Raw genomic sequence first — 23930 nt, forward strand, 5'->3', positions numbered from 1 at the left:
TTGAAGCACGCAAATGAGGGCTTGAAAAAACAAACCCTTCTCCTTAAGTTCACGCATTGTTCACGTCTTTTCTATGGAACATAATGAAAAGAACAAGCGGGCATTGAGTGTCCACCAATAAGGAGGGCAAATTGCGCAATGCTTCAACAAGAGGAGGAAAAGGACCATGAGCAGAACAAAAATGAAAGCGTTTGCCATTGTGATGGTGAGCGCCTTGGCATTGACGCTGGCAGCTTGTAATAACGGACAGAGCGCAAGTCCGGGGAATTCAGGGGAAAAGGGTGGAAGCAATGTAACGAAGGATGTTACGATTACCTTTCAGAACATTAATCCTGATCCGAGCACCCCTTCGTACAAAATGATTAAGCAAATTGTAGGTCAATACGAGCAGGATCATCCTCATGTCAAAATTGAATTGGATTCGCTAAATACAGATCAACAAAAGCTTAAGCTGAAGACACAGGCAGCGGCGAAGGAAGTACCTGATATCACGATTGTAAACCCGGCTGCACAGATGAAGCCATTCGTAGATGCCGGGCTGCTGGCTCCATTAAACGATGTGGCTGATAAAGAGGGGCTAAAAGATACATTTCAGAATGGACTTCTTAATTACTATAGTTTCGACGATAAGCTCTACGCTTTTCCGGATGGCAACAATATAGAAGTGGTGTTTTACAATAAGGAACTGTTCAAGCAGGCGGGAATCCAGAAGTTGCCGACCACCTTTGACGAGCTGATTACGACGGTCAAAACGCTGAAGGCGAAGGGAATTACTCCGATTGCCATTGGGGAAAAGGATTCATGGACGGGGTCCCTCCTTTTTATGAACATTTTGTTGCGTACGAATGAAGGACCGAATTTTCTCAATGATGTACTGGACGGCAAAAAGACGTTTAACGACCCGGCTTTTGTGGAAGCGGTGGATGCATTTCAGGAATTGGTGCAGGCAGGAGCTTTCCCGGATGGAGCTACATCTATTGACTACAATGCAGGCGGTAATATTTTTAAAACAGGAAAAGCCGCGATGTATATCATGGGTACATGGGAAACGGGGTCAATTGATGCTTCTTCGGTAGCGGGTAAGGTAGGAGCGTTTCAATTCCCTACGGTGAATGGCAAGGGTGATGTGAATGAGTATGTAATTGCGCCGGGCAGCGCATTTGCGGTATCTGCGAACAGTGAACATTTACAGGAAACGAAGGATTTTCTGCACTATTTTATTAAGGAGATGCCCAAAATTCAGTTTGATCTGAAAAATGCGATTGGCAGCGGTCAGAAAATGAAAGGTGATCTGAAGGAAGCGGGCTACTCCGAGTTAGCGATTAGTCTTAATGAGCTGTTCAAGAATGTAAAAGGGGGCGATCTCGCTTTTGATAATACGATGAATCCGGCTATTGCGCAGGCGCATCTGAGTAGCATTCAAAACCTGTTCGTGCAAAAGGAAGACTCTGCACAAGTTGCCAAGGAACATCAGAACACTTTTGAAGCGAATAAATAAGTGAGGTTTTGCAAAAATCCAATAAGCGACTCCCAATGAACAATATATAGATCGAAATGGCCTAGTTCGTCTAGATATCGTACTTTGGAGCGACTGGCATTGAATTTTGCAAAATTCTGAAGTAGCAGACACTAGGGAGGGGGCGAAATGCTTCTTCCCTGATTGGAAATCATGTAGGTTGCGCATCCTCAGAAGATCTTCAGAATCAACACAAAGGAGATTAGAGCATGAATGTACTGAAGGTGCCAGCACGTACCATTGCCGTTTTCGTGCTACCCTGCCTGTTGTTGTATACCTGTATGGTATTTGTTCCGATTCTGGTGTCGGTGTATTGTGGATTGCTGGATTGGAACGGTATTGCCGAGGCAAAGTTCGTGGGGCTGGCTAATTTTGAGCGGATTTTTACAGCAGATTCAGTATTCTGGCCATCCGTGAAACGGACTATGATGTTTGCTGTGTTTTCCATGCTGGAGATTCCGTTCTGTCTGCTGCTGGCGATCTTGCTTAATCGTTATGTGCGTAAGGCCAATACGCTGGTTACGATGTATTTTCTGCCGGTTATTCTGTCGGTGGTCATTATCGGGCAGCTGTGGAAGACGATTTATAATCCGGCCTCGATGGGTGGAATGCTGAACGGTATTTTGATGGCGATTGGGCTGGAAGGCTGGACACGCTCATGGCTGACGGAACCGCAGATAGCGATGTACGCCCTCTATTTTGTATCGTTGTGGCAGTATTTTGGCTATCATTTGCTTATCCAGTTTACCGGGGTACAAAATATACCGAATGAGTTGTACGAAGCAGCCAAAATTGATGGAGCTGAAGGATTCAAAGCAGACCGCTATATTACGCTGCCGCTTATTGTACCTATTTTCAAGATATCAATTGTATTAGCATTTATCGGCTCCCTGCAATCGTTTGATTTGATCTGGGTGATGACGGGTGGAGGACCAGCCCATGCGACGGATACAGTATCCACGTATATGTACAATATGTCCTTTTTATCGATGAAATACGGATATGGCAGCGCATTGGCTTCAATTCTCGTAGTGATTTGCTTGTCATTTACAATTGTGATAAATTTTGTTTTCAAACGAATCGAAAATAAGGTAAGCTAAAGGAGATGGAACTGTTGAATGCCTTGAAAAAAACGGGAGTCTTTTCCTTATTGGCAATCTTAATTGTCACGCAGCTGTATCCACTCTTTTGGCTGCTGACCTATTCGTTGAAGACGAATGAAGAGATATTGAGCTCAAGCTTCTTTGCACTCCCTCAAGTGCCCCAGTGGCACAACTATCAGGAAGCCTATGAATCAGGGAGCTACTTGCGTTATTTAGGAAACAGTGTGCTGGTGACCGGGGTTACGATGATTTTCGTTATTTTATTAAGCTCGATGACTGCTTATGCGATTACACGTTTTCGTTGGCGCTTCGGGGCTGTTGTGCTGACTTTGTTTTTGATCGGGATGATGATCCCGATGCAAGCCACACTACTGCCGCTAATGGTGATGTTTAAAAACGTCCATATTCTGAATACGTATTTCTCACTGATTTTACCCTACATTGCTTTTCAGACACCGATTGCGGTCTTCATCCTATCCGGCTTTATGCGGTCCATTCCCCACGAAATTGAAGAATCCGCTTACATTGACGGAGCAAGCATTTATCGTATTTTCCGCAGTGTAATCTTACCCATCTCGATTCCGCCTATCATGACGGTATGTATTTTAACTTTCATTAACATCTGGAATGAATACATTATGGCTGCCACCTTTATCTCATCCGAGAAGCTCAAAACTCTCCCTTTCGGCGTATATACGTTCGTCAGCCAGTATTCTGTGAACTACGGTAATATTGGTGCTTTTCTAGTCATGGGTGCCTTACCGGTCATTATTATTTATTTTGTTCTGTCCGAAAATATCACCAAGGGCATGGTTGCGGGAGCGGTTAAAGGATAGCGGTCGATGCGAAAGGAGCGCACGGAGGTATGATGCGCCGTTTTCAATCCATTCAATACCGCTTGTTTGTTCTGTTCCTATTGAGCATGTCCGGCATTGTGCTGGCAGTCAGTCTATTATTTTACAACCGTACTACGGTGCAGTTCCATGATAAGGTCAGCGAGCTGGCGCGTAAAAATGTATCCCAGACGGCAGGCCTGTTCGAATTGCTACTCGGCAGCTATAACAGTCTCTCCAAATCGATCAGCAACAATATGGATTTGGTTCGTCTGTTGACGACGGATAGTAGTGATTTACCTGCTGTCAATTACATCAACGAACGTACGATTACGAATATTCTGGGGGCTATCTATTATTCGCGTGAGGATCTGATTGGCATCCATGTCATCACAGACACAGGCAAGGTATATAACTATGGCAATTATATGAATGTCATTGATACTCATTACGAACATACGGAATGGTATAAGGAAATTCGAAAGTCGGCGGGCAAAATTGCATGGCTGGGCGTGTATCCTCACTCTGTCATTGATCAGGTGGAAACCAGACCCGTGTTTGCGTTTGGACGGCAGCTCTATGATCTGGATGAACACAAGCCGATTGGTATTGTCCTGTTTGAGGCTGAGCCGCGTTCTGTTTTGTCCGCTCTCCACAATTTGCGGTTAGGCACCAATAGTCAGGTATATTTGTTGGGTCATGAAAACCGAATTGTGTCGGCCACTTCCTCTGATCCGCCACCGGATTTGCAAAATCTAGAGCAGCAGGTACCAGAGGAGGATGTTATTGTAAATCGAAGTAATGAAAGAGTTGTAATCGCTTCCAAGTTGCCGTTTGCCGACTGGTCTGTGATTAGTGTGACACCTAGTGAGGATCTGAACGTGGAGCTGGTGCAAAATCAAAGGTACTTATTTATCGTGGCACCTATACTTATTATTGTGTCGGCGTTAATTGCATCTATCGTCTCCAGGGGCATTTCCCTTCCACTCAAGCGAGTCATTCGGGAAATGAAGCGGGTAGAGACAGGAAATTTCCGTCATACGGTAAACACCAAATCCTATGAAGAAATCAATCAACTAGCTACCTCTTTTAACCATATGGTAAGACGGATTGCAGAGCTAATCGAGCTGGTGCGTATATCATCGGTCAGTGAAAAAAATGCGGAACTGCACGCGCTACAGACGCAGGTCAATCCACATTTTCTGTATAATACGCTGGATATGATCTATTGGATGCTGGATGAAAAGGGACAAGATCAGCTCGGAGAGGTGGTTCTCTCCTTATCCCATATGTTCCGTTACAGCAGCCATTGGGAAGAGGGGACCGATGTAAGCCTTCGTGAAGAAGTGGAGCAGGTTGGCCACTATCTTACCATTATCCAAGCCCGGCTGGAGGGCAGGGTATCCGTAGACATCAATATTGAAGAACGATGGATGGATATCCGCTTGCCGAAAATGACCTTACAGCCATTGATTGAAAATGCGGTGAAGCACGGATTGGAGCCTCTTCATGCGGATACAGGTGGCAAGTTGCTCGTCAGAGCGGAGGAATATGGCGGTGTATTGAGCCTGCACATCATCGACAACGGTGCAGGGATGGAGTACGAACGATGGGAGGTGGTCCAGATCGCTTTGGCAGAACCCGGCAAACAGGCGGGCAGCGGGCAGGCGGGAGGCATCGGCCTGCAAAACCTAAATTTACGGCTACGGCACATGTTCGGAGAAGAGTACGGCCTACGGATCTCTAGCGTACCTGGGGCCGGAACAACAGTCACTGTAAGTGTGCCTCTGCCACAGAAGGAGGAGAAACATGAATATTCTGATAGCTGACGATGAAAATATGATTCGGCAGGGGATTCGGCGTACCATTGGCCAAGCTCTACCAACCTGCGGCATTCATCTCGCTGCTTCCACCGAGGAGGCAGCAGGCATTCTGGCGGAGCATCCTGTAGATATTGTATTAACTGATATCCTGATGCCCGGTATGGATGGTCTGGAATTCATGCGTATTTCTAAGCGAAAGCATCCTCATCTGCAGTGGGTTGTCATTTCGGCCCATTCCGACTTCCATTATGCACAAAGAGCAGTAAAGCTGGGTGCCAAAGACTACCTGTTAAAGCCGATTGGTAAAAGAAAGCTGCTGGAATGCATTGAAATACTGGCAGCCGAAGCGCTTGTGGCCTCGCAGCAGGCGAACGAGGGTAGGCTTCTCAAATCCAATATGGTTTATTTGCGTGAAGCCGTTTTCCAACGCTATGCCCTTGGACTGGACACGGGCAAGCTGGATATACAGCCTTTTGTCGAAAATTATCCGGAATTCCATCTCTTCATGGTTCGCATGGAACCTGATCACAAGCAGACGCATCTGGAGCATTTTATGATTGAAAATGTACTGTCCGAGCTCATTGAGGCAGGAGGCAGCGGCTTTGTCGTCAGTCTAGACCGCCATAGTCTGCTGGGCATTGCAAGGCTAAGGGATGAGGCAGAGGCCGCACGGCTAGAGACGTTGCTCGAATCCCATCTGAAGCGTTATGTGAAGGTGCCCCTACAAATTACACGTTCGGGTGTTCATCACAATTTTGCCTCCATACCTGAAGAGGTGGCGCGACTAAGACGTACACCAGAGGAGATTGCAGCCGCAGCAGCGGATACAGGAGAATGTTTACGCAAAGGCATGCATACGGTAGATGTGGCATTGCAATACATTCGGGCTCACTTTACAGAGGAGCTGTCGCTGGAGAAGGTGGCTTCAATCGTATTTTTGAATCCGGTGTATTTCAGCCAGTTATTCAAGCAAAAGACGGGACAAGGCTACAAGGATTATGTCATTTGCCTGCGTATGGAGGAGGCGAAGCGGCTGCTCAGTGATCCTCATCTGCGGCTGGCTGATATTTCGGAGCGGATCGGCTATCAGGATATGCGGCATTTTACACAGGTATTCCGGCGCAAATGTGGAATGACTCCAACCGAGTATCGGCATCAAGGAGTCAAGTAAGGCGGTATCAACGACCGAATGAAGGAAGTTCATCTAGCATCAGACTGTTTCAGGAGTAGAGCGGTAGAGCATCTACTCGGGAACAGTCTTTTTCGCGTCTCCAGCTTGTAGCAGTTCAACAAATTTGCGAGCTGCATTGGATAAATAACGATCTTTGCGCCATACGACGGCAGGCTGTGTGAAGGGGAATGGCTCCTTAATGGAGAGTGTGCGAAATCTGTTCCCGTATTCTTGTCCCAAGCCAGCGTCTGGAATAATGGTAATTCCCATGCCTGTGGAAACGAGCGAGAGAATGGTCGATATTTCTGGACAGTCCAGTACGACGCGCGGAATAAGATGGTGTTCCTGAAATTTGCGGATGACGGTTTCGTATAGTCCGTGTCCTTCTGTTCGGCGTCCCAACAAGAGGTCATAGCTGGCAGCTTCCTGTAAGGTAATTTCCCCACTGGGATGGCGATCTGCCCATTCACACGGAAGAACCGCAACAAAAGAAACGCCCTCCAGTTCAATCGTATGGTACGATTTGTCATCTACCGGAAGCAGCAGCAGGGCCAGATCAACTTTATTTTGGTGCAGCAGCTCTTCCAGATGATGTGTGTCTCCGTGTCCTATTTTAACGTATACCTCTGGATAAACCTGATGAAAGCGGCTGAGTTGTTCAGTAATCAGAGACATACAGGCGGATGACGTGCCTATAGCAAGTGTGCCGGTTACTTTGTTTTCAAACTCCCCAATTTCTCTACAGGTGTCCTCCATTTCAGCCAATAATCGTTTGGCGCGTGTATACAGTGTATACCCGGCCTCGGTAACTTCCCACTTTTTTCCTTCACGGTAAATCAGCTTTACACCAAGCTCGTCCTCCATATTTTTGAGTTGTTGACTCAATGGAGGCTGGGCCATGTTGAGCGTTCTGGCGGCCTTGGTGATTTGGCCTTCCTCCACGATGACGCAAAAGTAATGCAGATGCTTCAAGTCCATTGGGGATTCCTCCTCATTTCTAAACAACGCTTCGATTTGAATACTTTTAAAGTATGCATTACATATATTATATATATTTTTCGTGTGCAGGGAACGAGCGTATAATTTTTGACAGTAATGCATGGGTGAACATAAAACGATGGGATGGAAGGAGGGGACATATGAAGAAAATCATTGTAGGAATATCGGGAGCGACAGGGTCGATTTTTGGTATCCGTATATTACAACAATTACGAGAGGCTGGAGTCCAAAGCCATCTGGTGCTATCCCCGTGGGCTATTGCGAACATCCCCTATGAGACAGGCTACACGGTGAAGGAAGTGGAGGCGATGGCGGATGCGGTCTACTCGTATAAGGATCAGGCTGCGCGTATTTCCAGCGGCTCCTTTCGAGTAGACGGCATGGTCGTCGCTCCTTGCAGCATGAAGACCCTTGCCTCCATTCGTATTGGTATGGCGGACAACCTGCTTACCCGATCAGCGGATGTGATACTGAAGGAGCGAAAGAAGCTGCTGCTCATGACCAGAGAAACACCATTAAGCAGTATCCATCTGGAAAATATGCTGGAGCTGTCACGTATGGGCGTGATGATCCTGCCGCCGATGCCTGCCTTTTATAATCATCCTGCAAGTATCGAGGAATTGGTGGATCATATTGTTTTTCGTGCATTGGATCAGTTCGGTATTGTCACAACCGCAGCCAAACGCTGGGATGGAATGAAGCAGAATGACTCCAGGCTGCACCAGAATTGAGAAATCGAAAGACGAAGGAGAATGAATAATGGCTTATAAAGACTTTCGCGATTTTCTACACACCTTGGAAAAGGAGGGACAATTACTCACGATCAGCGATGAGGTAAAGCCGGAGCCGGACCTCGCAGCAGCTAACAGAGCATTAAACAATCTTGGAGATAAGACGCCTGCTCTCTTTTTCAACAATATCTATGGATATACGGATGCTCGTATTGCAATGAATGTGATGGGCTCCTGGCCCAATCATGCCCTCATGATGGGAATGCCCAAAAACACGCCGCTCAAGGAGCAGTTTTTTGAATTTGCCAGACGCTATGAACAATTTCCGGTGCCCGTAAAGCGGGAAGAAACCGCTCCTTTTCATGAAGTCGAGATTACGGAGAATATTAATTTGTTTGATATTTTGCCGTTGTTTCGTTTGAATCAGGGGGACGGAGGGTTTTATCTGGATAAAGCAATTCTAGTTTCACGCGATCTGGATGACCCGGACACCTACGGTAAGCAAAATGTCGGCTTGTACCGGATGCAGGTGAAAGGCAAGAACCGTTTGGGCATCCAGCCTGTACCACAGCATGATATTGCGATCCATATCCGTCAGGCTGAGGAGCGCGGCGAAAATCTGAAGGTGGCTATTGCCCTCGGATGTGAGCCTGTGATTACAACGGCTGCTTCTACGCCGCTGCTGTACGATCAATCCGAATATGAGATGGCGGGCGCCATTCAGGGTGAGCCTTACCGTGTGGTCAAAGCGAAGGATGCAGATCTGGATCTGCCTTGGGGAGCCGAGGTCATTTTGGAAGGCGAAGTGTTAGCAGGTGAACGTGAGTATGAAGGTCCTTTCGGTGAATTCACAGGTCACTATTCCGGCGGCCGCGCGATGCCAGTCATTCAGATTAATCGTGTATATCACCGCAAACAGCCTATCTTTGAGCATCTGTACATCGGGATGCCTTGGACCGAAACGGATTATATGATCGGTGTGAATACAAGTGTACCGCTGTTTCAGCAGCTTAAGGATGCTTTTCCTAATGAAATCGTGGCTGTTAATGCCATGTATACGCATGGGCTGGTCGCTATTATTTCCACGAAAACCCGGTATGGCGGCTTTGCAAAGGCTGTGGGAATGCGTGCGTTAACGACTCCGCATGGATTGGGGTATTGCAAGCTCGTGATTGTGGTGGATGAGGAGGTCGATCCGTTCAATCTGCCGCAGGTCATGTGGGCTTTATCCACCAAGCTTCATCCAAAGCATGATGCTGTCATTGTTCCTGGCTTGTCTATTTTACCGCTGGACCCCGGCTCTGATTCGGCAGGTATGACGCACAAAATGATATTGGATGCGACGACACCTGTAGCACCGGATATTAGAGGACATTACTCGCAGTCGCTCGATTCTCCGTTGGGTGTAGCAGAATGGGAGAAAAAGTTGAGCCAAATGCTTCGCTGAATATTTTTAAAAATAAAGAAAGATTAAAGGAGTGCTGACAGATGCATATTTGTCCCCGTTGTGAATCTAATCGTTCAGAAGTTGTTACCCGCTCGCCAGTTAAAGGCGCCTGGGAGGTTTTGTTGTGCCCTGTATGCCTGTTCACATGGCGTACCTCAGAACCGGATAGCATTACGGATCCAGCAAAGTATAAATCGGCGTTCAAGGTAAACCCCCACGATATTCCGAATGCTGCTCATGTTCCTCCTATTCCAGAGCGGATATAGGGTCGTTCGTAAGTAGCCATAAATTATGGTACTTTGAAGTTATAGGCCAAAAGTAAAGGGGAATATACTTCATGCAGACACCAAGGATCGGTAAGGAACTGTTTACGCTGTTGGACGGTAAGGAGCTGAAGGACAAGCAGCATGAAGCAATGATGCTGCTGACGGTCACGGAAGATCAGTGGCCGCACATAGCGATGATTAGTGTGGGCGAGGTTGTAGCGCTGGACGAGGGGAATTTGCGTCTGGCACTATGGCCGGGTACGACCACGACGGGCAACATGATCCGTACTGGCAAGGCGACGCTTGCGGTGTTTACTGGGGGGAAGGCGCATTATGTGCGGTTGTCGCTGGAACATCTGCCTGCTTTGCCCGGAGCCAAGCATGTACGTGAGCGATTTGCGGCGCATGTTTTTGCAGCCAGAGAAGATTCGGCCCAATATGCGGATATCTTGACAGGTGTCACGGTTCGTCTCAAGGAACCGGAATCGGTGATCCATCGTTGGAAGGAAACGGTGGCTGAGCTGTTAATGTAAAGCCATCTGATTACTCCGTCGTTTATATGCACCAACTGGCTCCTAATATGGAAGAATACCATCATTTAAGAGTTCGCGCAGCAGCATATAGCTGTTTGTAAATGCGAGATTGTGGATCTGTTGAGAAAACTCTTCACTATGGCTCTAAAGCTACACAAATTGTAATGTCTAATCTTTATCAGAGACGATCTAGTTAATAAGGACCAAATTTCCTTCGAAGCCTAAACTATTCTTTTCCATATGACGACATAAAACGTAGGTGTAAGGATTTTGCGAAATCCTTAATTTAAGTTTTGAAATGGGAGGGAATTAGATTTTGAAGAATAGATGGTCCGGTTTTCTGGCGTTGGTCATCCTGATTTCAAGTTTTACATCATATGCAGGATTTGCATCTGCTGCGGATGCGGTGCTTTCCAAGATTGTCCTTTCCTCTAACGAGGTAACTTTGCAGCAGGGAGATACGGCTGCGTTGACGGCTACTGCTGTTTTTAGCGATGGGACAACCTCGAATGTAACCGTAAGCACGGATTGGAAAAGTGATAATACAGCTATTGCTACTGTGTATAATGGTACAGTTTCGGCCAAGGCTGAAGGGGAAGCCACCGTGGTTGCGACCTATAAAGAGAAGGTGCAATCGGTTCAGGTACATGTAACGAAAAAGGTTAAGGCGCTGACATCCAGTGTACAAAGCCTGAACTTGCGTTCAAGCGGTACAGGACAGGTTGATTTGACAGCGACATACAGTGATAATACAACAGCTCAGGTTTCGGGTGATGCTACTTGGACCTCCGATAATCAAAAGGTAGCCACAGTAGTTAACGGATTGGTTACCGCTCAGGGAGCAGGTACAGCCAATATTAAGGCCGTATATGGTCAACAGACCGTAACCATTGCTGTGCAGGTGGAGCAGGTTAAACGTCTTGATGTCAGTTCATCAGAGGTTTCTCTTTTGTTGAAGGATACTGAGAAGGTTAAACTTTCAGCGACGTTCCCGGATGGATCGGTACAGGACGTGACAGAGTCCGCCGAGTGGAGTTCCAGTAATGCAGCCGTGGCGGATGTACTGAAAGGCACTATTACCGGCTATAGTGCGGGGAAGGCGACAATTACAGGTAAATATGGCACGATGTCTGCTACGATTTCGGTGGATGTCGATCAAACGAATAAGCTGAAAGCCAGTGAATCCAATATTTTTCTCCGTCTGGATGAATCTAAAAAAGTACAAGTTTCTGCCGTTTATCCGGATGGGACGGTAACGGATATCACAGATAAAGCTACTTGGACATCAAGTGATGAAAAAATTGCGACTGTGAATAAGGGAACGATTATGGCGATTGGAGCGGGTTCGGCTACGGTGACCGCTAAGTATGGAGATAAGACCGTTTCGATCAAGACAGATGTCGAAACCTCCAGATATCTGGATTTGAGTGAGGACAAGCTGAGCCTGAATGCCAAGGAATCCAAAAAGCTCAAGCTGACCGCAACGTATGTAACAGGTACGGAAGAAGATATCACAAGTAAGGCAGAGTGGAAGTCCAGCAATGAAGACATCGCTTTTGTCAGTGCGGGAGAAGTCACGGGTTATAAAACAGGTGAGGCTACGATCACCGCTTCTTATGGTGGCAAAACAGTTACAGCTACGGTATCCGTAAATGTACCCGGTGATCTGTCTTTGTCCTCCAAAACGGCAACGATTGATATTGATGAGGACTATACTGCAACTTTGACGGCTACTTATGCGGATGGACGTAAAGAAGATGTAACACAGGATGCAGAATGGACTTCAAGCGCAGAAGATATTGCCTCTGTGTCCAAAGGAACGATTACGGGTAAATCCGCTGGTAAAGCGGTTATTACAGCGACCTATAATGGCAAAAAACTGACGATTAACGTGCAAGTAGGCCTTGTAGACCGTCTGGAAACAGACTCGCGTGTAATTGCGCTTGGTGCTCAGGAAACGAAGCAACTGAAAGTAACAGGAGTTAAGAGTGGCGGTACAAAAACAGATGTAACTAAGGACGCCACCTGGACAACTAGCAATGTAAAAGTGGTTGAGGTTAGCGAAGGTTTGATCAAAGCGAATGGTAGCGGTAAGGCAACTGTGACTGCTTCATATGGCAAGCAAAACATTACTTTTACGGTAGAAGTGGACGTAGCGCAAAAGATTGAAGCGGATGCAATTGCATTATCGCTCAAATCTGGAGATCAAAAAACCATCGCGATTGTGGTTAAATCGAGTGATGGTAAAGAAAAGGACGTTACGGCCCAAGCTGAATGGAAAACGTCTAATTATAAGGTAGCCACTGTTAAAAAGGGTCAGGTTACTGCGGTTAGCTACGGTAAAGCTAACATTCAGGCGAAGTTTGGCGGGAAGGTAATTAGTGTACCCGTGGATGTTGATACGCTTAAATACCTGCAAACAGACGAAGTTGCTTTGAATTTGAAGGCAGGACAGCTGGCTAAGGTTACGGCTACAGCCACGTATAAGGATGAGTCGGAGAAGGATGTTTCCAAACCGGCTGTCTGGTCCTCGTCCAGAATTATTGTTGCGACCGTCAAAGACGGTAACATTAAGGCACAGGGCAAGGGTAAAGCTGTAATTACTGTGAAATATGCAGGTAAAATGACGAAGGTACAGGTAACCGTTCAGTAAAAAAGAGAGCAAGCATACGTCCAAGGACGATAGGCTTGCTCTTTTATTTTAAGGAGGCTACCGCTTATAATTTATGACTTATCCTTCTTGGTTGGTGTGTTGCGTGTAAGTGATTCGGTCAAACGCTTGCCAGTCGGCGTCTGGGCCAACCCGCCTTTGGCGGTCTCGCGGTGCTTCGACGGCATCGCACTGCCGACTTCAAGCATCACGTCAATGACTTCGTCAGACGGAATAGCGCTACGCACACCCGCCAAAGCCATATCTGCTGCGGCAAGTGCAGTCACGGCTCCCAGCCCGTTGCGCACGATGCACGGAATCTCCACGAGTCCGGCGACGGGGTCGCAAATCAGGCCGAGCGTGTTCTTAAGGGCGAGACCCACGGCGTGAACAGCCTGTTCAGGCGTACCACCGCGCAGCTCGACCATAGCGCCAGCGGCCATCCCGATAGCTGAGCCAATCTCAGCCTGACAGCCTCCCTCGGCGCCAGAAATGAAGGAGTTGTTGGCGATCACGTAGCCAATAGCACCAGCGGCGAACAGGCCGTTCACCATATGCTCATCATCCCAGCCGAACCGTTCCTGCGCACTGATGAATACACCAGGGATAACCCCACATGAGCCTGCGGTAGGCGTGGCGACAATGCGACCCATAGATGCATTAACCTCCGACACGGAGAGGGCATAAGCCATGGCGAGCGCGGAGGCATCACCGGAGCAGGTTTCCCCTGCCCGCAGATACTCGGCTAGGCGCTTGCCGTCCCCGCCCGTCAATCCACTGCGGGATACGGTGTCTTGTGTCTGTCCGCGATGAACGGCTTCCTTCATGACTTCATAATAATCAGACATTTGACGGAAGATTTCTTCCTCCGTTGTATTCGTTTCTTGTACCTGCTCTTGAATCATCAAGCGGCCAATCGTGGTGGATTCTTCAGCGCATAAAGCGCTGATCTCATGCAAATGGCTAAACCGCATCGGATTCAGCTCCTTTTTTCAAATTAATCATTTTAATTTCATACATATGAGGCAAAGAGCGCAGTTTTGCGATCAGTTCAGCCGTAGGTGGACTGTCCGTTTCGATGGCGGTAAGTGCTTCACCATCTCGGCCTTTGCGATCCACATGCATATAGGCAATGTTAATGTGAGCCGCGCCCAGCGCTGAAGTTATCGCGCCCAATGTACCGGGCTTATCTGAGTGGAGAAGCACCAGCGTAGGCAGCTCCCCGGTCAGATTGACCCGGAATTCGTTCAGTTGCTGGACATGGATGCTGCCGCCGCCGATGGAGGAGCCCAACAGTGTGCGCTGATCCTCGCCCTTCCACAGCTCGAAACGGACAGTGTTCGGATGAGGGGCGGGGAGTCCGCTAACGGCGAATTCCACGGCCATCCCGGCTTGTTCGGCCCATTGCTCGGCATCGGGAATCCGGTGATCGTCCGTATCGTAATTAAGCAGTCCTGCGATGAGCGCCAGATCTGTACCGTGTCCTTTATACGTATCGGCAAAGGAGCCGTATAATGTCATGCGGGCACGGTCAGGCTGCGCTCCGAGCCAGTGCCGGGCAACGCGTGCGAGTCGCACCGCGCCTGCGGTGTGTGAACTGGAAGGTCCGGTCATGGCCGGGCCGATAATGGAAAATACATCTTTGAAACGCATGGTGTGGCCCCCTGTATGTTCTAATACCATACTATATGGTATTTCCGCGTCTTTGCGCGTTTATGACGGTTCCTAATGCTGACGCGCAATGTGAGCACAAAAAAGGACAGGATAAGGAAGTTTCCCTTATCTCTGTCCTCGTTACCTGAGAGTTTCGTGCGGTGTTCTTACCGCCTTACCCCTTGGGTGGCTTGCGCTCTCTCCAGAGTTGCGTCAGATGACGATACATGGACCTGAGAGATTATCCGCCAGCCGGGTGCTGGCGTCTTGCTCCTTCGGTGCCGCCAGAGTGTAGGCTCCCTGGACAGACTCTCCCGTCATCTTCATTCGCGTATACCGTTCTACATGTCTTTCTTAGGGTAATGTATGCCGTGCTCGGTGTCAATCACAGGGTTCAATTTTTACATAAACAGGTGCGTTTCCAATAAAAAAGATTAAAATTTACATAATTATGGATGAAATCAGGAAGGAATTAGAAGATTGGCGGCTAATCTGATAAAGGACAAGTACATTTATGGAAAACATAGGAGGGATATTGACGTATGGTAAAAGGCTTGCGGTTCACAGGTTCACGCTTAAAAGGGATGCTGCATCTAGCAGCAATCGTATCACTGCTGATCGGGATCTTCGTTCCACTCGGTCAGGTCAAGGCAGAGGGAGCATCGACAGTAGCCGAAGCACTTCAGGGCCAAAGCAGTGGAGGTACGGTGACGGTGGAAGGCTTCATTGTCGGACATGCTACCGGATCGAAAACGGCTAACTTTTCTTCTCCGTTCGCGAATGATTTTAACGTACTGATTGCCGATCAGGCAAATGAACGTAATACGTCTAATCTATTGGATGTACAGCTGACTTCAGCGTATAGAGGGCAATTTGGGCTGTCAGGCCATCCTGAGCTGATCGGCAGCAAAATTCGTGTGACGGGTACACTCGGCGCCTACAATAATTTTGGTGGAGTGAAAAGCCCAAGCGCTGTTGAACTGGTGGGCGGAAGCGAACCGGGGGAACCAGGTGAACCTGGCGAACCTGAACCTGGCAACCCGGGTCAACCCGGTACTACATTGCCGGATGGAAAAGGCAAAAAGGTGCTGTTCGATAATACGCACGCACAGACCGCTGGTGCAGCAGATTGGGTCATTGAAGGCGCCTTTTCCGACTTTGCCAATGGACTGCGTAATGTAGGCTTTACGGTAGACCAATTGAATCGTCCCATTCCTTTTACTTATGGAGAGCAGGCCATAACATATGACAAGCTGCGCCAATATGATGTGTTCATTATTGGTGAAGCGAATGTTGCCTTTAAGGCATCCGAGCAGGCCGCTCTGCTGCAATACGTGAATAACGGGGGGAGCGTCTTCTTCATCTCCGATCATTATAATGCGGACCGTAACAAAAACCGTTGGGATTCCTCCGAAGTTATGAATGGCTACCGTCGTGGAGCCTATACTAATCCGGCCAAAGGCATGACTGCAGAAGAAGCAGCATCACCGGCGATGCAAGGATTAACAAGCTCCGATTGGCTGGCGACCAACTTTGGTGTTCGTTTCCGTTATAATGCGCTTGGTGACGTGAATGCTACTGACATTGTAGCCGCAGATCAATCTTTCGGCATTACCAAGGGTGTGCGCTCGATTGCAATGCATGCAGGATCTACGCTGGCTATTATTGATCCTACCAAGGCTAAAGGCATTGCTTATATCCCTTCAGGCACGAAAAAATGGGGGAATGCTGTAGACCAGGGAGTTTATAATGGCGGGGGCCGTGCAGAAGGGCCTTATGCCGCTATCTCCAAGGTAGGTCAAGGCAAGGCAGCGTTCATCGGTGATTCTTCCCCTGTAGAAGATGCTACACCGAAATATGTGCGTGAGGAAAACGGACAGTCGAAGAAGACATATGATGGTTTCGAGGAAGTGGATGATTCCACCTTCCTGGTGCAAACGGTCCAATGGCTTGCATGGAAGCAGGACTACACGAAATTGTCCGATGTGGAAGGCTTGACTCTGGATCAACCAACGAAGCTTCTGCCATTCGAGGAGCCTGCGGCTTCTACCGAACCGCAGGCTGAGCCTTGGTCTGCTCCGGCAGCAGGCTACAAATGGTATGATCCTAGAACGTTCAAGTCTGGCTCCTATGGAGCGGCATCATAATTATCGTGAGGAGCTCAATGTGAGCTGGTGCTAGTTAGTCGTTTGATCCCTGTAGAGGGATCAGGCGACTTTTTTTGTGATGAAAATTAACCTGTGGTTGGTTATTTCATTACATTTTGTGCCAGAAAGGCCGCGCTACTGCTGGATCATTGATTTTTTAAATGATGTTGATAGCATAATCTTAATTGATATATCCATATACTGGTGATAGGATGTATTCAAATTATTCCGACAAAAACGGTATGTAATGTTCATGAGAGGTTTTAAACATCAAACATGGTGAGAATAAGCGGGACAAGACCATGGAGAATGGAGGAAGCGCGCATTGAATACCGAACCCGTGTTGGAAATTAAAGGATTATCCGTCTCTTTTCGCATCAAGGATCAATATCACCCCGCAGTCGACCATCTGGATCTGACGGTCAACCCCAATGAAGTGCTGGCTGTAGTCGGAGAATCTGGCTGTGGCAAAAGCGCGCTGGCGCTTTCTATCCCGCAACTGCATGACATGGAACGCACACGTGTAGAGGGAGAGGTCCTTTTTAAAGGCACGGACCTGAACCGTCTTTCTTCAGGACAAATGAATAAAATCCGCGGAGCGGGCATTGGCATGATTTTTCAGGACCCGCTGACAGCACTCAACCCGTTGATGAGCATTGGCAAGCAGATTGAGGAAAATCTTGATTATCATACGTCACTATCTACGAAGCAAAAAAGGGAACGTGTGCTGGAGCTGCTGGAAAGCGTAGATATACCGAATCCTGTGCGTGTGTATGAGCAGTATCCGCATGAACTGTCAGGAGGGATGCGGCAGCGTGTGATGATCGCGATTGCCATAGCTTGCCGACCTTCTCTTATTATTGCAGATGAACCAACTACTGCGCTCGATGTAACGATCCAATCGCAAATTCTCGACTTGCTCAAACAGCTTCAACAGGAGACTGAGAGCGGAATTATCCTGATTACGCACGATCTTGGAGTTGTGGCAGAAGTAGCCGACCGCGTGGTGGTCATGTATGCCGGAGAAATCGTGGAGAGCGCTGATGTTTTTGAATTATTCAGGCATCCACAGCATCCGTATACGCGTTCTTTGCTTGCTTCTATGCCGGGATCTCATACCAAGGGGGAATCACTGCATGTCATCGGCGGTATTGTTCCCTCATTACAAGATATCCCCCGCAATAGTTGCCGCTTTGCTCCGCGTATTCCCTGGATTCAGCAGAGAGTGCATGAAGACCATCCCCAACTAAATGAAATTTCCCCTGGACATTGGGTCCGTTGTACATGTTATCAGCATTTTCATTTTGAAGACGAGGCAAAGGGGGAGGCTGCTCATGGCACTACTAGAGTTAAATGATCTGAGGGTCCACTATCCGGTGCGCGGTGGTTTCTTCCAGCGTGTTATCGATCAGGTGAAAGCAGTGGATGGCGTGTCGATCAGCATTGAGGCAGGCCAGACATACGGGCTGGTGGGAGAATCCGGCTGTGGAAAAACGACGACAGGCAGGACGATCATCGGTCTAAATAAGCTGACGAGCGGACGGATTCTGTTTAAAGGAAAGGACCTTACAGCTCTGAGCCGTAACAATCGCCATCCACTGCGTAGAGATATTCAGATGATTTTTCAGGACCCATACTCTTCGCTCAACCCGCGTAAGCGCGTATTGGATGTCATTGCTGAACCGCTGCGAAATTTTGAAAGGCTGAGCAGTGAGGAAGAACGAAGGAAAGTACAGACGTTGCTGGAAAAGGTCGGCTTGAACGCCGATGCAGCCTACAAATATCCGCATGAATTTTCCGGGGGGCAGCGGCAGCGGATCGGGATCGCGCGTGCGCTTACATTAAACCCCAAGCTGATCATTGCAGATGAGCCGGTGTCGGCGCTGGACGTTTCCGTGCAGGCACAGGTGCTTAATTTTATGAAGGATGTGCAGCGGGAGTTTAATTTAACGTATTTGTTCATTAGTCATGACCTAGGTATTATCCGCCATATGTGTGACCAAATCGGTATTATGTACCGAGGACGTCTAGTGGAGCAGGGGAGCGAGCAAGACATTTATGAACGTCCACAGCATCTGTATACCCAGCGCCTCATTGCAACCATTCCCAATATTGATCCTACTAAACGACTGGAAAATGCCCAAAAAAGGCGAATGCTTTTATCCTCCTACAAAACAGAGCTACCCAAACATCTAGACGCGAGTGGAAAGCCGTTTGCACTAAAATCAGTAAGTCCATCCCATAAAGTCGCGCTACCATAAGGGGGGTACAGATATGTGGAAATTTACACTGCGTCGGCTGCTGGTTATGATCCCTCAACTTTTTGCACTGAGTGTGCTTATATTTTTCCTAGCTAAGGCTATGCCGGGGGATGCCCTGACAGGACTTATTACTTCGACACCCAATCTGAATCCGGCCGCACTGGAAGAACAGCGACAAAAACTGGGGCTGAATGATCCGGTGTGGGTGCAGTATGGGAACTGGCTCGTCCAGCTGGCTCACGGGGATCTGGGCAAATCTTATGTACATAAAATTAGCGTTACCGATCTGATTGGCAGCCGTCTGGGGAACACGTTCTTTCTGGGCGTAGTAATTCTGGTTCTGACGTATCTGATCGCCATTCCGCTCGGCGTACTCAGCGGTCGTTATCAGCATAGTCTGCTGGACAAAACCGTAGTGGGCTATACCTATCTCAGCTTTGCGACACCTCTATTTATACTCGCGTTGTTGCTGCTGTACGTATTCGGATTCAGGCTCGGCTGGTTTCCAACCAGCGGCAGTGTGGATGTAGGCGTGGAGCCGGGGACATGGTCATATTACGTGAACAAGTCGTATCATCTCATTTTACCGGCGGTTACAGGCGCATTGCTCAGTACAACGGCTACGATTCAGTATCTGCGCAATGAGGTCATTGACACAAGACTGAAGGATTTTGTGAAAACAGCGCGTTCCAAAGGGGTACCCGAAGGTAAAATTTATTCCCGACATATTTTCAAAAACTCTCTATTGCCGATTGCTGCCTTTTTGGGCTATGACCTGACGGGAGTAATTGCAGGCAATATTTTTCTTGAATCTATTTTCGGTTATCCAGGGTTGGGCCAATTATTCCTCCAGTCCATCACTCAACGGGATTTTTCAGTCGTGAACGCGCTGGTCATGATCTCAGGCTTCTTGGCGCTATTAGGAACTCTTTTATCTGATGTCATCCTAAGCAAAGTCGATCCCCGCATTCGAATTGAATAGCGAACAAGTCTAGAGAAAGGGAGGGATTATGGTGTCTATACAGGTGGAGGAGGTCTTCACGCCGGAAATCATTCGTAAATCACCATCCAGTTGGTCTGTACTGCGTCGTGAGCTGGTGCGTGACAAAATGTCCTTGGTTTCCATTGGCTTTGTAATTCTGTTCTTGATCTTTATATATGCCTCTGTCCTGTTTGTAAATCAGGATGTAGTCACGACGGTCGATTTGGGCGCGATCCGTGAAGCTCCAGGCTCAGTGCATTGGCTGGGGACAGATCGAGCGGGCAGGGATATTTTCGGTCAGCTGGTCATTGGAGCCCGCAATTCCTTCACCATCGGCTTTACGATTACATTGTTATCCGCCGCTATTGGCTTAACGTTAGGTTTGTTGGCTGGTTTTTATGGGGGACTGGTCGATAACATCATCATGCGAATCATTGATTTTATTCTGGTGCTTCCGGTTTTGATGCTGGTTATCGTATTTGTCAGCATTGTACCCAAAAGCGGCATAGGGTCCTTTATTTTCATTATGACTGCCTTTTTATGGATTGGGAAAGCACGTCTGATCCGGGCCAAGGTGTTGTCGGAGCGCGAACTGGATTATGTGCAGGCTTCCAAAACCCTTGGCACACCCAATTGGAAAATCATTTGGTTTGGCGTGCTGCCCAATCTTAGCTCGGTCGTGATCGTCAATCTGACCCTCAGCCTCGCGGGGAATATCGGGATTGAGACCGGGCTTTCTTATCTCGGCTTTGGCTTACCGGAATCTACGCCAAGCTTGGGTACACTGGTGAGTTATGCCAATGACCCGGATGTTTTGCAGAATAGCTGGTGGATGTGGTTGCCAGCCTCACTGCTTATTTTGGTGCTAATGCTGGCGATTAACTTTATTGGCCAGGCGCTCAAACGCGCCACGGATGCCAGACAACGATTGGGTTAACTGAAGTTCAAGGATAAGGACAATGACAAGGAGGGATTTACAATGGTTAAACACTGGAAAAAAGGAATTCTGCCTGTTCTATCTGCAATTTTGGTATTTTCACTGGCCGCATGCAGCGGTTCGCCTTCCGCTTCAAATGGAGGGAAATCGTCTGACGGTACAGGCGGCTCAGGGTCCGACAGCAAGCAGGTGAATGCGACAGCGCTGGCGAAGGCGGTCAAGAACGATAAGGCGCCGATTAAGGGTGGCATCATCAATTATGCACTCGTGTCTGATACCCCTTTTGAAGGTATTCTGAATCCTGTATTTTATGAAGGCAATCCTGATTTTGAAGTCTTCCAGTTTTTCTACCCTTCTATGTTTTCGATTGACTCCAATCTAAATATTGACGATAAAGGAGCGGCGACAATTTCCTTTTCCCCAGACAATAAGGCTGTGACTGTCAAAATTGATCCCAAGCTGAACTGGACGGATGGTAATTCCGTAACGGCAGAGGACTATGCTTTTTCCTATGAAGTGATTGGTCATAAAGACTATGAAGGTCCGCGTTATGATAGCTTTATGACCAACATTGTGGGCATGGAGGATTATCACGCGGGTAAGGCCAAAACCATTTCTGGCATCAAGGTGCTGAATGAGAAAGAGGTTACCATTCATTTCAAGGAACCTAATCCTTCGGTGAAATCGGGGCTTTGGTCTACACCACTGGAGAAAAAGGTATTTCAGAATATTCCCGTGAAAGATATGGCCGGATCTGATCCTGTCCGTAAAAACCCGATTGGCTATGGGCCGTTCAAAATTAAATCTATGGTCACAGGTGAATCTGTGGAATTCGTCAAAAATGAAGATTATTTCCACGGTGAGCCCAAGTTGGATGGCCTTCATCTGAAGGTGGTGAACCCGAATGTCATTACCGAGGCGCTGAAAAGTGGAGAAGTCGACTGGGCCAGCTATCCAACCACCCGTTACAATGAGGCCAGCAATCCGAAAAATGTACAGTTTCTCGGTCAGGAGGAATTATCTTATAGCTATGTAGGCTTTAAGATGGGCAAATTCGATCAGGCCAAGAATCTAAATATCATGGACCCGAACGCCAAGCTGGCGAACAAGTCATTGCGTCAGGCCCTCGGCTATGCGCTGAATAATGAGCAGGTCGGCAAGCAGCTCTATCATGGACTTCGGATTCCAGCAACATCCCTGATTCCGCCTGCCTTTAAGGGATATCATGATATGAATGCAAAGGGCATCACGTATGACCCGGACAAGGCGAAAAAGCTGCTGGACGAGGCAGGCTATGTGGATACCAATGGAGATGGATACCGTGAGGACCCTAAGGGCAAGGAACTGGTACTCCATTATGCAGCAATGAGCGGGGATGCGACAGCCGAATCGCTGGCGAAGTTTTATTTGCAAAATTGGAAGGATGTCGGGCTTCATGTCGAACTGGTGGACGGTCGTCTGCTTGAGTTCAATTCTTTCTATGACCGTGTGCAAAAGGATGACCCCGGCATTGATATTTTTGGCGGCGCATGGAGTACAGGTACAGATGTAAACCCTAGTGGGCTGTATGGACGCGGAGCCAGCTTTAACTACTCGCGCTTTACCAGTGAAGAGAATGATAAGCTGTTGCAGGAAGGGGTGTCTGTGAAAGCCTTTGACGACAATTATCGTAAAGATATATACAATCAGTGGCAGGCGTATATGAGCGAGGAGGCACCCATCGTACCGACGTTATTCCGTTACTCGTTAGAGGCAGTGAATAATCGGGTAGCCAATTACGATATTACTCGTGGCAAGGAGTATGATGCAGACACGTTTGCGAATATTACGTTGACTGCGGAAAAAGCAGAAGTAGCCCAATAATCTCAAAAAAGCGCAATAACCTGAAGAAGAAGCGCGAACCGGATGGATCCGATTTTGCGCTTCTTTTGACCTTTTCATGCAATCATTCTGGGGATTCTCGAAGGGAGAGAAGGAAGACGGAAATACGTCAGCTTCAATACTTCATTGCCGTATGCGAGGAACTACATTTTACGAAAGCTTCGGAAAAGATTGGAATCTCCCAACCCACGCTTAGCTTGCAAATCAAGGCGCTGGAGGAGGAATTGGGCATGACGCTTTTTGACCGTGCAGGTAAGAAAATTAAAATGACAGATGCCGGGAAATTGTTGCTGCAACACAGTGCACATGCGCTCAAGGATTTACAGCAAGCAAAGGCTTCCATTGAGGAGTTGCGCACCGAGCAACGCGGGAGTTTGCGGATTGGTATTGCATTACCGGAGCTGGAGGAGTCATTGCATGAAATGCTTATCCATTTTCATCAGTCATTTCCTAGAGTCAGCCTGCACATCCATCCATCATTTGATGTAACAGAACAGCTGCTGGATAACCGAATGGATGTTGGCATTACGTTGCATTCGGGTACGGATGAAAGGCTTGTCCAGCTTCCTCTTCGTACGGAGAACTATTGTCTTGTTGTTCCGGTAGAGCATGTGTTTTCCAACCGTTCTTCCATTACGCTAGACGAATTGAGGCATGTACCCTGGGCGATGCAGCCAGAGTGTCATCCCGGCAGGAAGCTGATTGAGAAGTGCTTCCGGGATCGCGGGTATCCCTTTGCAACCGTCTTGGAGACAAATTCCATACCTTCAATCCTGCGCTGGGTGCAGGAGGGACTTGCCGTAACCCTACAGACGGAGTCCCTTGCGGCAGAATTGGATCGCTCACAATTTTGCACTGTACCTATTTTGTGCGGCGTGCTCCAGGGTCAGCTAGAGTTGATTTATCGGTCTGGCCGTTATCAGGGAGAAGCATTGAAGCGATTAATTGAAAAGATACAAGCTGTACTAACAGTGCGTTCCAACTAGTGGCAACGCTG

The 23930-nt window shown here is 48.0% G+C and carries 20 protein-coding genes, 1 pseudogene and 1 riboswitch; of the genes and pseudogenes, 18 read left to right on the plus strand and 3 right to left on the minus strand.

The annotated features are described in order from the left end of the window. Positions 1–166 precede the first annotated feature (166 nt). The 5 genes from ACYCSE_RS11120 to ACYCSE_RS11140 all read left to right on the plus strand — a co-directional run bounded on the left by ACYCSE_RS11120 (position 167) and on the right by ACYCSE_RS11140 (position 6446). Positions 167–1498 (plus strand): extracellular solute-binding protein, encoded by a 1332-nt coding sequence (locus tag ACYCSE_RS11120; protein ID WP_459702249.1) that lies wholly within the window; start codon positions 167–169, stop codon positions 1496–1498. A 227-nt stretch (positions 1499–1725) separates the two neighbouring features. Next, positions 1726–2616, plus strand: coding sequence for a carbohydrate ABC transporter permease (locus ACYCSE_RS11125; RefSeq protein ID WP_459702250.1), 891 nt, complete (start codon positions 1726–1728; stop codon positions 2614–2616). Positions 2617–2621: 5 nt separating this feature from the next. Further along, on the plus strand, positions 2622–3455 hold the full coding sequence (locus ACYCSE_RS11130; RefSeq protein WP_013308419.1) for a carbohydrate ABC transporter permease: 834 nt from the start codon (positions 2622–2624) through the stop codon (positions 3453–3455). Positions 3456–3484: 29 nt separating this feature from the next. Further along, entirely contained in the window at positions 3485–5281 is a 1797-nt protein-coding gene (locus ACYCSE_RS11135) for a sensor histidine kinase (RefSeq protein ID WP_459702251.1), read from the plus strand. Next, positions 5262–6446, plus strand: coding sequence for a response regulator (locus tag ACYCSE_RS11140; RefSeq protein WP_025723834.1), 1185 nt, complete (start codon positions 5262–5264; stop codon positions 6444–6446). Before ACYCSE_RS11135 ends, ACYCSE_RS11140 begins: the two co-directional genes overlap by 20 nt. Before the next feature lie 72 nt (positions 6447–6518). Here ACYCSE_RS11140 and ACYCSE_RS11145 read toward each other — a convergent pair whose 3' ends face one another. Continuing rightward, on the minus strand, positions 6519–7424 hold the full coding sequence (locus ACYCSE_RS11145; protein WP_459702252.1) for a LysR family transcriptional regulator: 906 nt from the start codon (positions 7422–7424) through the stop codon (positions 6519–6521). Between the two features lie 161 nt (positions 7425–7585). Between ACYCSE_RS11145 and ACYCSE_RS11150 the strand changes: the two genes are divergently transcribed. The 5 genes from ACYCSE_RS11150 (at position 7586) to ACYCSE_RS11170 (ending at position 13075) form a co-directional block, all read left to right on the plus strand. Next, positions 7586–8176: a flavin prenyltransferase UbiX gene (locus ACYCSE_RS11150; RefSeq protein ID WP_013369033.1), complete on the plus strand. Its 591-nt coding sequence runs from the start codon at positions 7586–7588 to the stop codon at positions 8174–8176. Between the two features lie 28 nt (positions 8177–8204). After that, complete coding sequence (locus ACYCSE_RS11155) at positions 8205–9623, plus strand: non-oxidative hydroxyarylic acid decarboxylases subunit C (RefSeq protein ID WP_459702253.1); 1419 nt, start codon at positions 8205–8207, stop codon at positions 9621–9623. Between the two features lie 41 nt (positions 9624–9664). After that, positions 9665–9889: a non-oxidative hydroxyarylic acid decarboxylases subunit D gene (locus ACYCSE_RS11160; protein WP_459702254.1), complete on the plus strand. Its 225-nt coding sequence runs from the start codon at positions 9665–9667 to the stop codon at positions 9887–9889. Between the two features lie 71 nt (positions 9890–9960). Then, positions 9961–10422 (plus strand): hypothetical protein, encoded by a 462-nt coding sequence (locus ACYCSE_RS11165; RefSeq protein WP_061832095.1) that lies wholly within the window; start codon positions 9961–9963, stop codon positions 10420–10422. A gap of 316 nt (positions 10423–10738) precedes the next feature. Next, positions 10739–13075, plus strand: a complete 2337-nt coding sequence (locus tag ACYCSE_RS11170) for an Ig-like domain-containing protein (RefSeq protein ID WP_250259735.1) — start codon at positions 10739–10741, stop codon at positions 13073–13075. Positions 13076–13146: 71 nt separating this feature from the next. On the opposite strand, the gene sdaAA is transcribed toward ACYCSE_RS11170, so the two are convergent. Next, positions 13147–14046, minus strand: a complete 900-nt coding sequence (gene sdaAA / locus ACYCSE_RS11175; RefSeq protein WP_071639258.1) for an L-serine ammonia-lyase, iron-sulfur-dependent, subunit alpha — start codon at positions 14044–14046, stop codon at positions 13147–13149. Continuing rightward, positions 14036–14725 (minus strand): L-serine ammonia-lyase, iron-sulfur-dependent subunit beta, encoded by a 690-nt coding sequence (gene sdaAB, locus ACYCSE_RS11180; RefSeq protein WP_459702255.1) that lies wholly within the window; start codon positions 14723–14725, stop codon positions 14036–14038. Before sdaAB ends, sdaAA begins: the two co-directional genes overlap by 11 nt. A 211-nt stretch (positions 14726–14936) precedes the next feature. Further along, positions 14937–15052: riboswitch (glycine riboswitch) on the minus strand. Positions 15053–15267: 215 nt separating this feature from the next. On the opposite strand from sdaAB, the gene ACYCSE_RS11185 reads away from it, so the two are divergent. From ACYCSE_RS11185 to ACYCSE_RS11220, 8 genes and pseudogenes are all read left to right on the plus strand, one after another. Continuing rightward, the gene (locus tag ACYCSE_RS11185; RefSeq protein ID WP_235307018.1) at positions 15268–16872 is read left to right on the plus strand and encodes a DUF6359 domain-containing protein; all 1605 of its coding nucleotides are present in this window, start codon (positions 15268–15270) and stop codon (positions 16870–16872) included. A 325-nt stretch (positions 16873–17197) separates the two neighbouring features. Further along, complete coding sequence (locus ACYCSE_RS11190) at positions 17198–18229, plus strand: ABC transporter ATP-binding protein (RefSeq protein ID WP_250267257.1); 1032 nt, start codon at positions 17198–17200, stop codon at positions 18227–18229. Continuing rightward, a complete protein-coding gene (locus ACYCSE_RS11195; RefSeq protein ID WP_459702257.1) occupies positions 18207–19133 on the plus strand; it encodes an ABC transporter ATP-binding protein in 927 nt (308 codons plus the stop codon). The genes ACYCSE_RS11190 and ACYCSE_RS11195 overlap by 23 nt, the downstream gene beginning before the upstream one ends. 13 nt (positions 19134–19146) lie before the next feature. Further along, positions 19147–20115: an oligopeptide ABC transporter permease gene (gene opp4B, locus ACYCSE_RS11200; protein WP_061831945.1), complete on the plus strand. Its 969-nt coding sequence runs from the start codon at positions 19147–19149 to the stop codon at positions 20113–20115. A 28-nt stretch (positions 20116–20143) separates the two neighbouring features. Continuing rightward, positions 20144–21052 carry an ABC transporter permease gene (locus ACYCSE_RS11205; RefSeq protein ID WP_459702258.1) on the plus strand — a complete coding sequence of 303 codons (909 nt, stop codon included), beginning with the start codon at positions 20144–20146 and terminating at the stop codon, positions 21050–21052. Between the two features lie 42 nt (positions 21053–21094). Continuing rightward, entirely contained in the window at positions 21095–22915 is a 1821-nt protein-coding gene (gene opp4A / locus ACYCSE_RS11210; protein WP_459702259.1) for an oligopeptide ABC transporter substrate-binding protein, read from the plus strand. A 65-nt stretch (positions 22916–22980) separates the two neighbouring features. Continuing rightward, positions 22981–23157, plus strand: a pseudogene (locus ACYCSE_RS11215) (LysR family transcriptional regulator); the annotation flags it as partial. 6 nt (positions 23158–23163) lie between these two features. Then, entirely contained in the window at positions 23164–23919 is a 756-nt protein-coding gene (locus ACYCSE_RS11220) for a LysR substrate-binding domain-containing protein (RefSeq protein ID WP_235307021.1), read from the plus strand. Positions 23920–23930: the final 11 nt, after the last annotated feature.

This window comes from Paenibacillus sp. SEL1 (genome assembly GCF_054602535.1).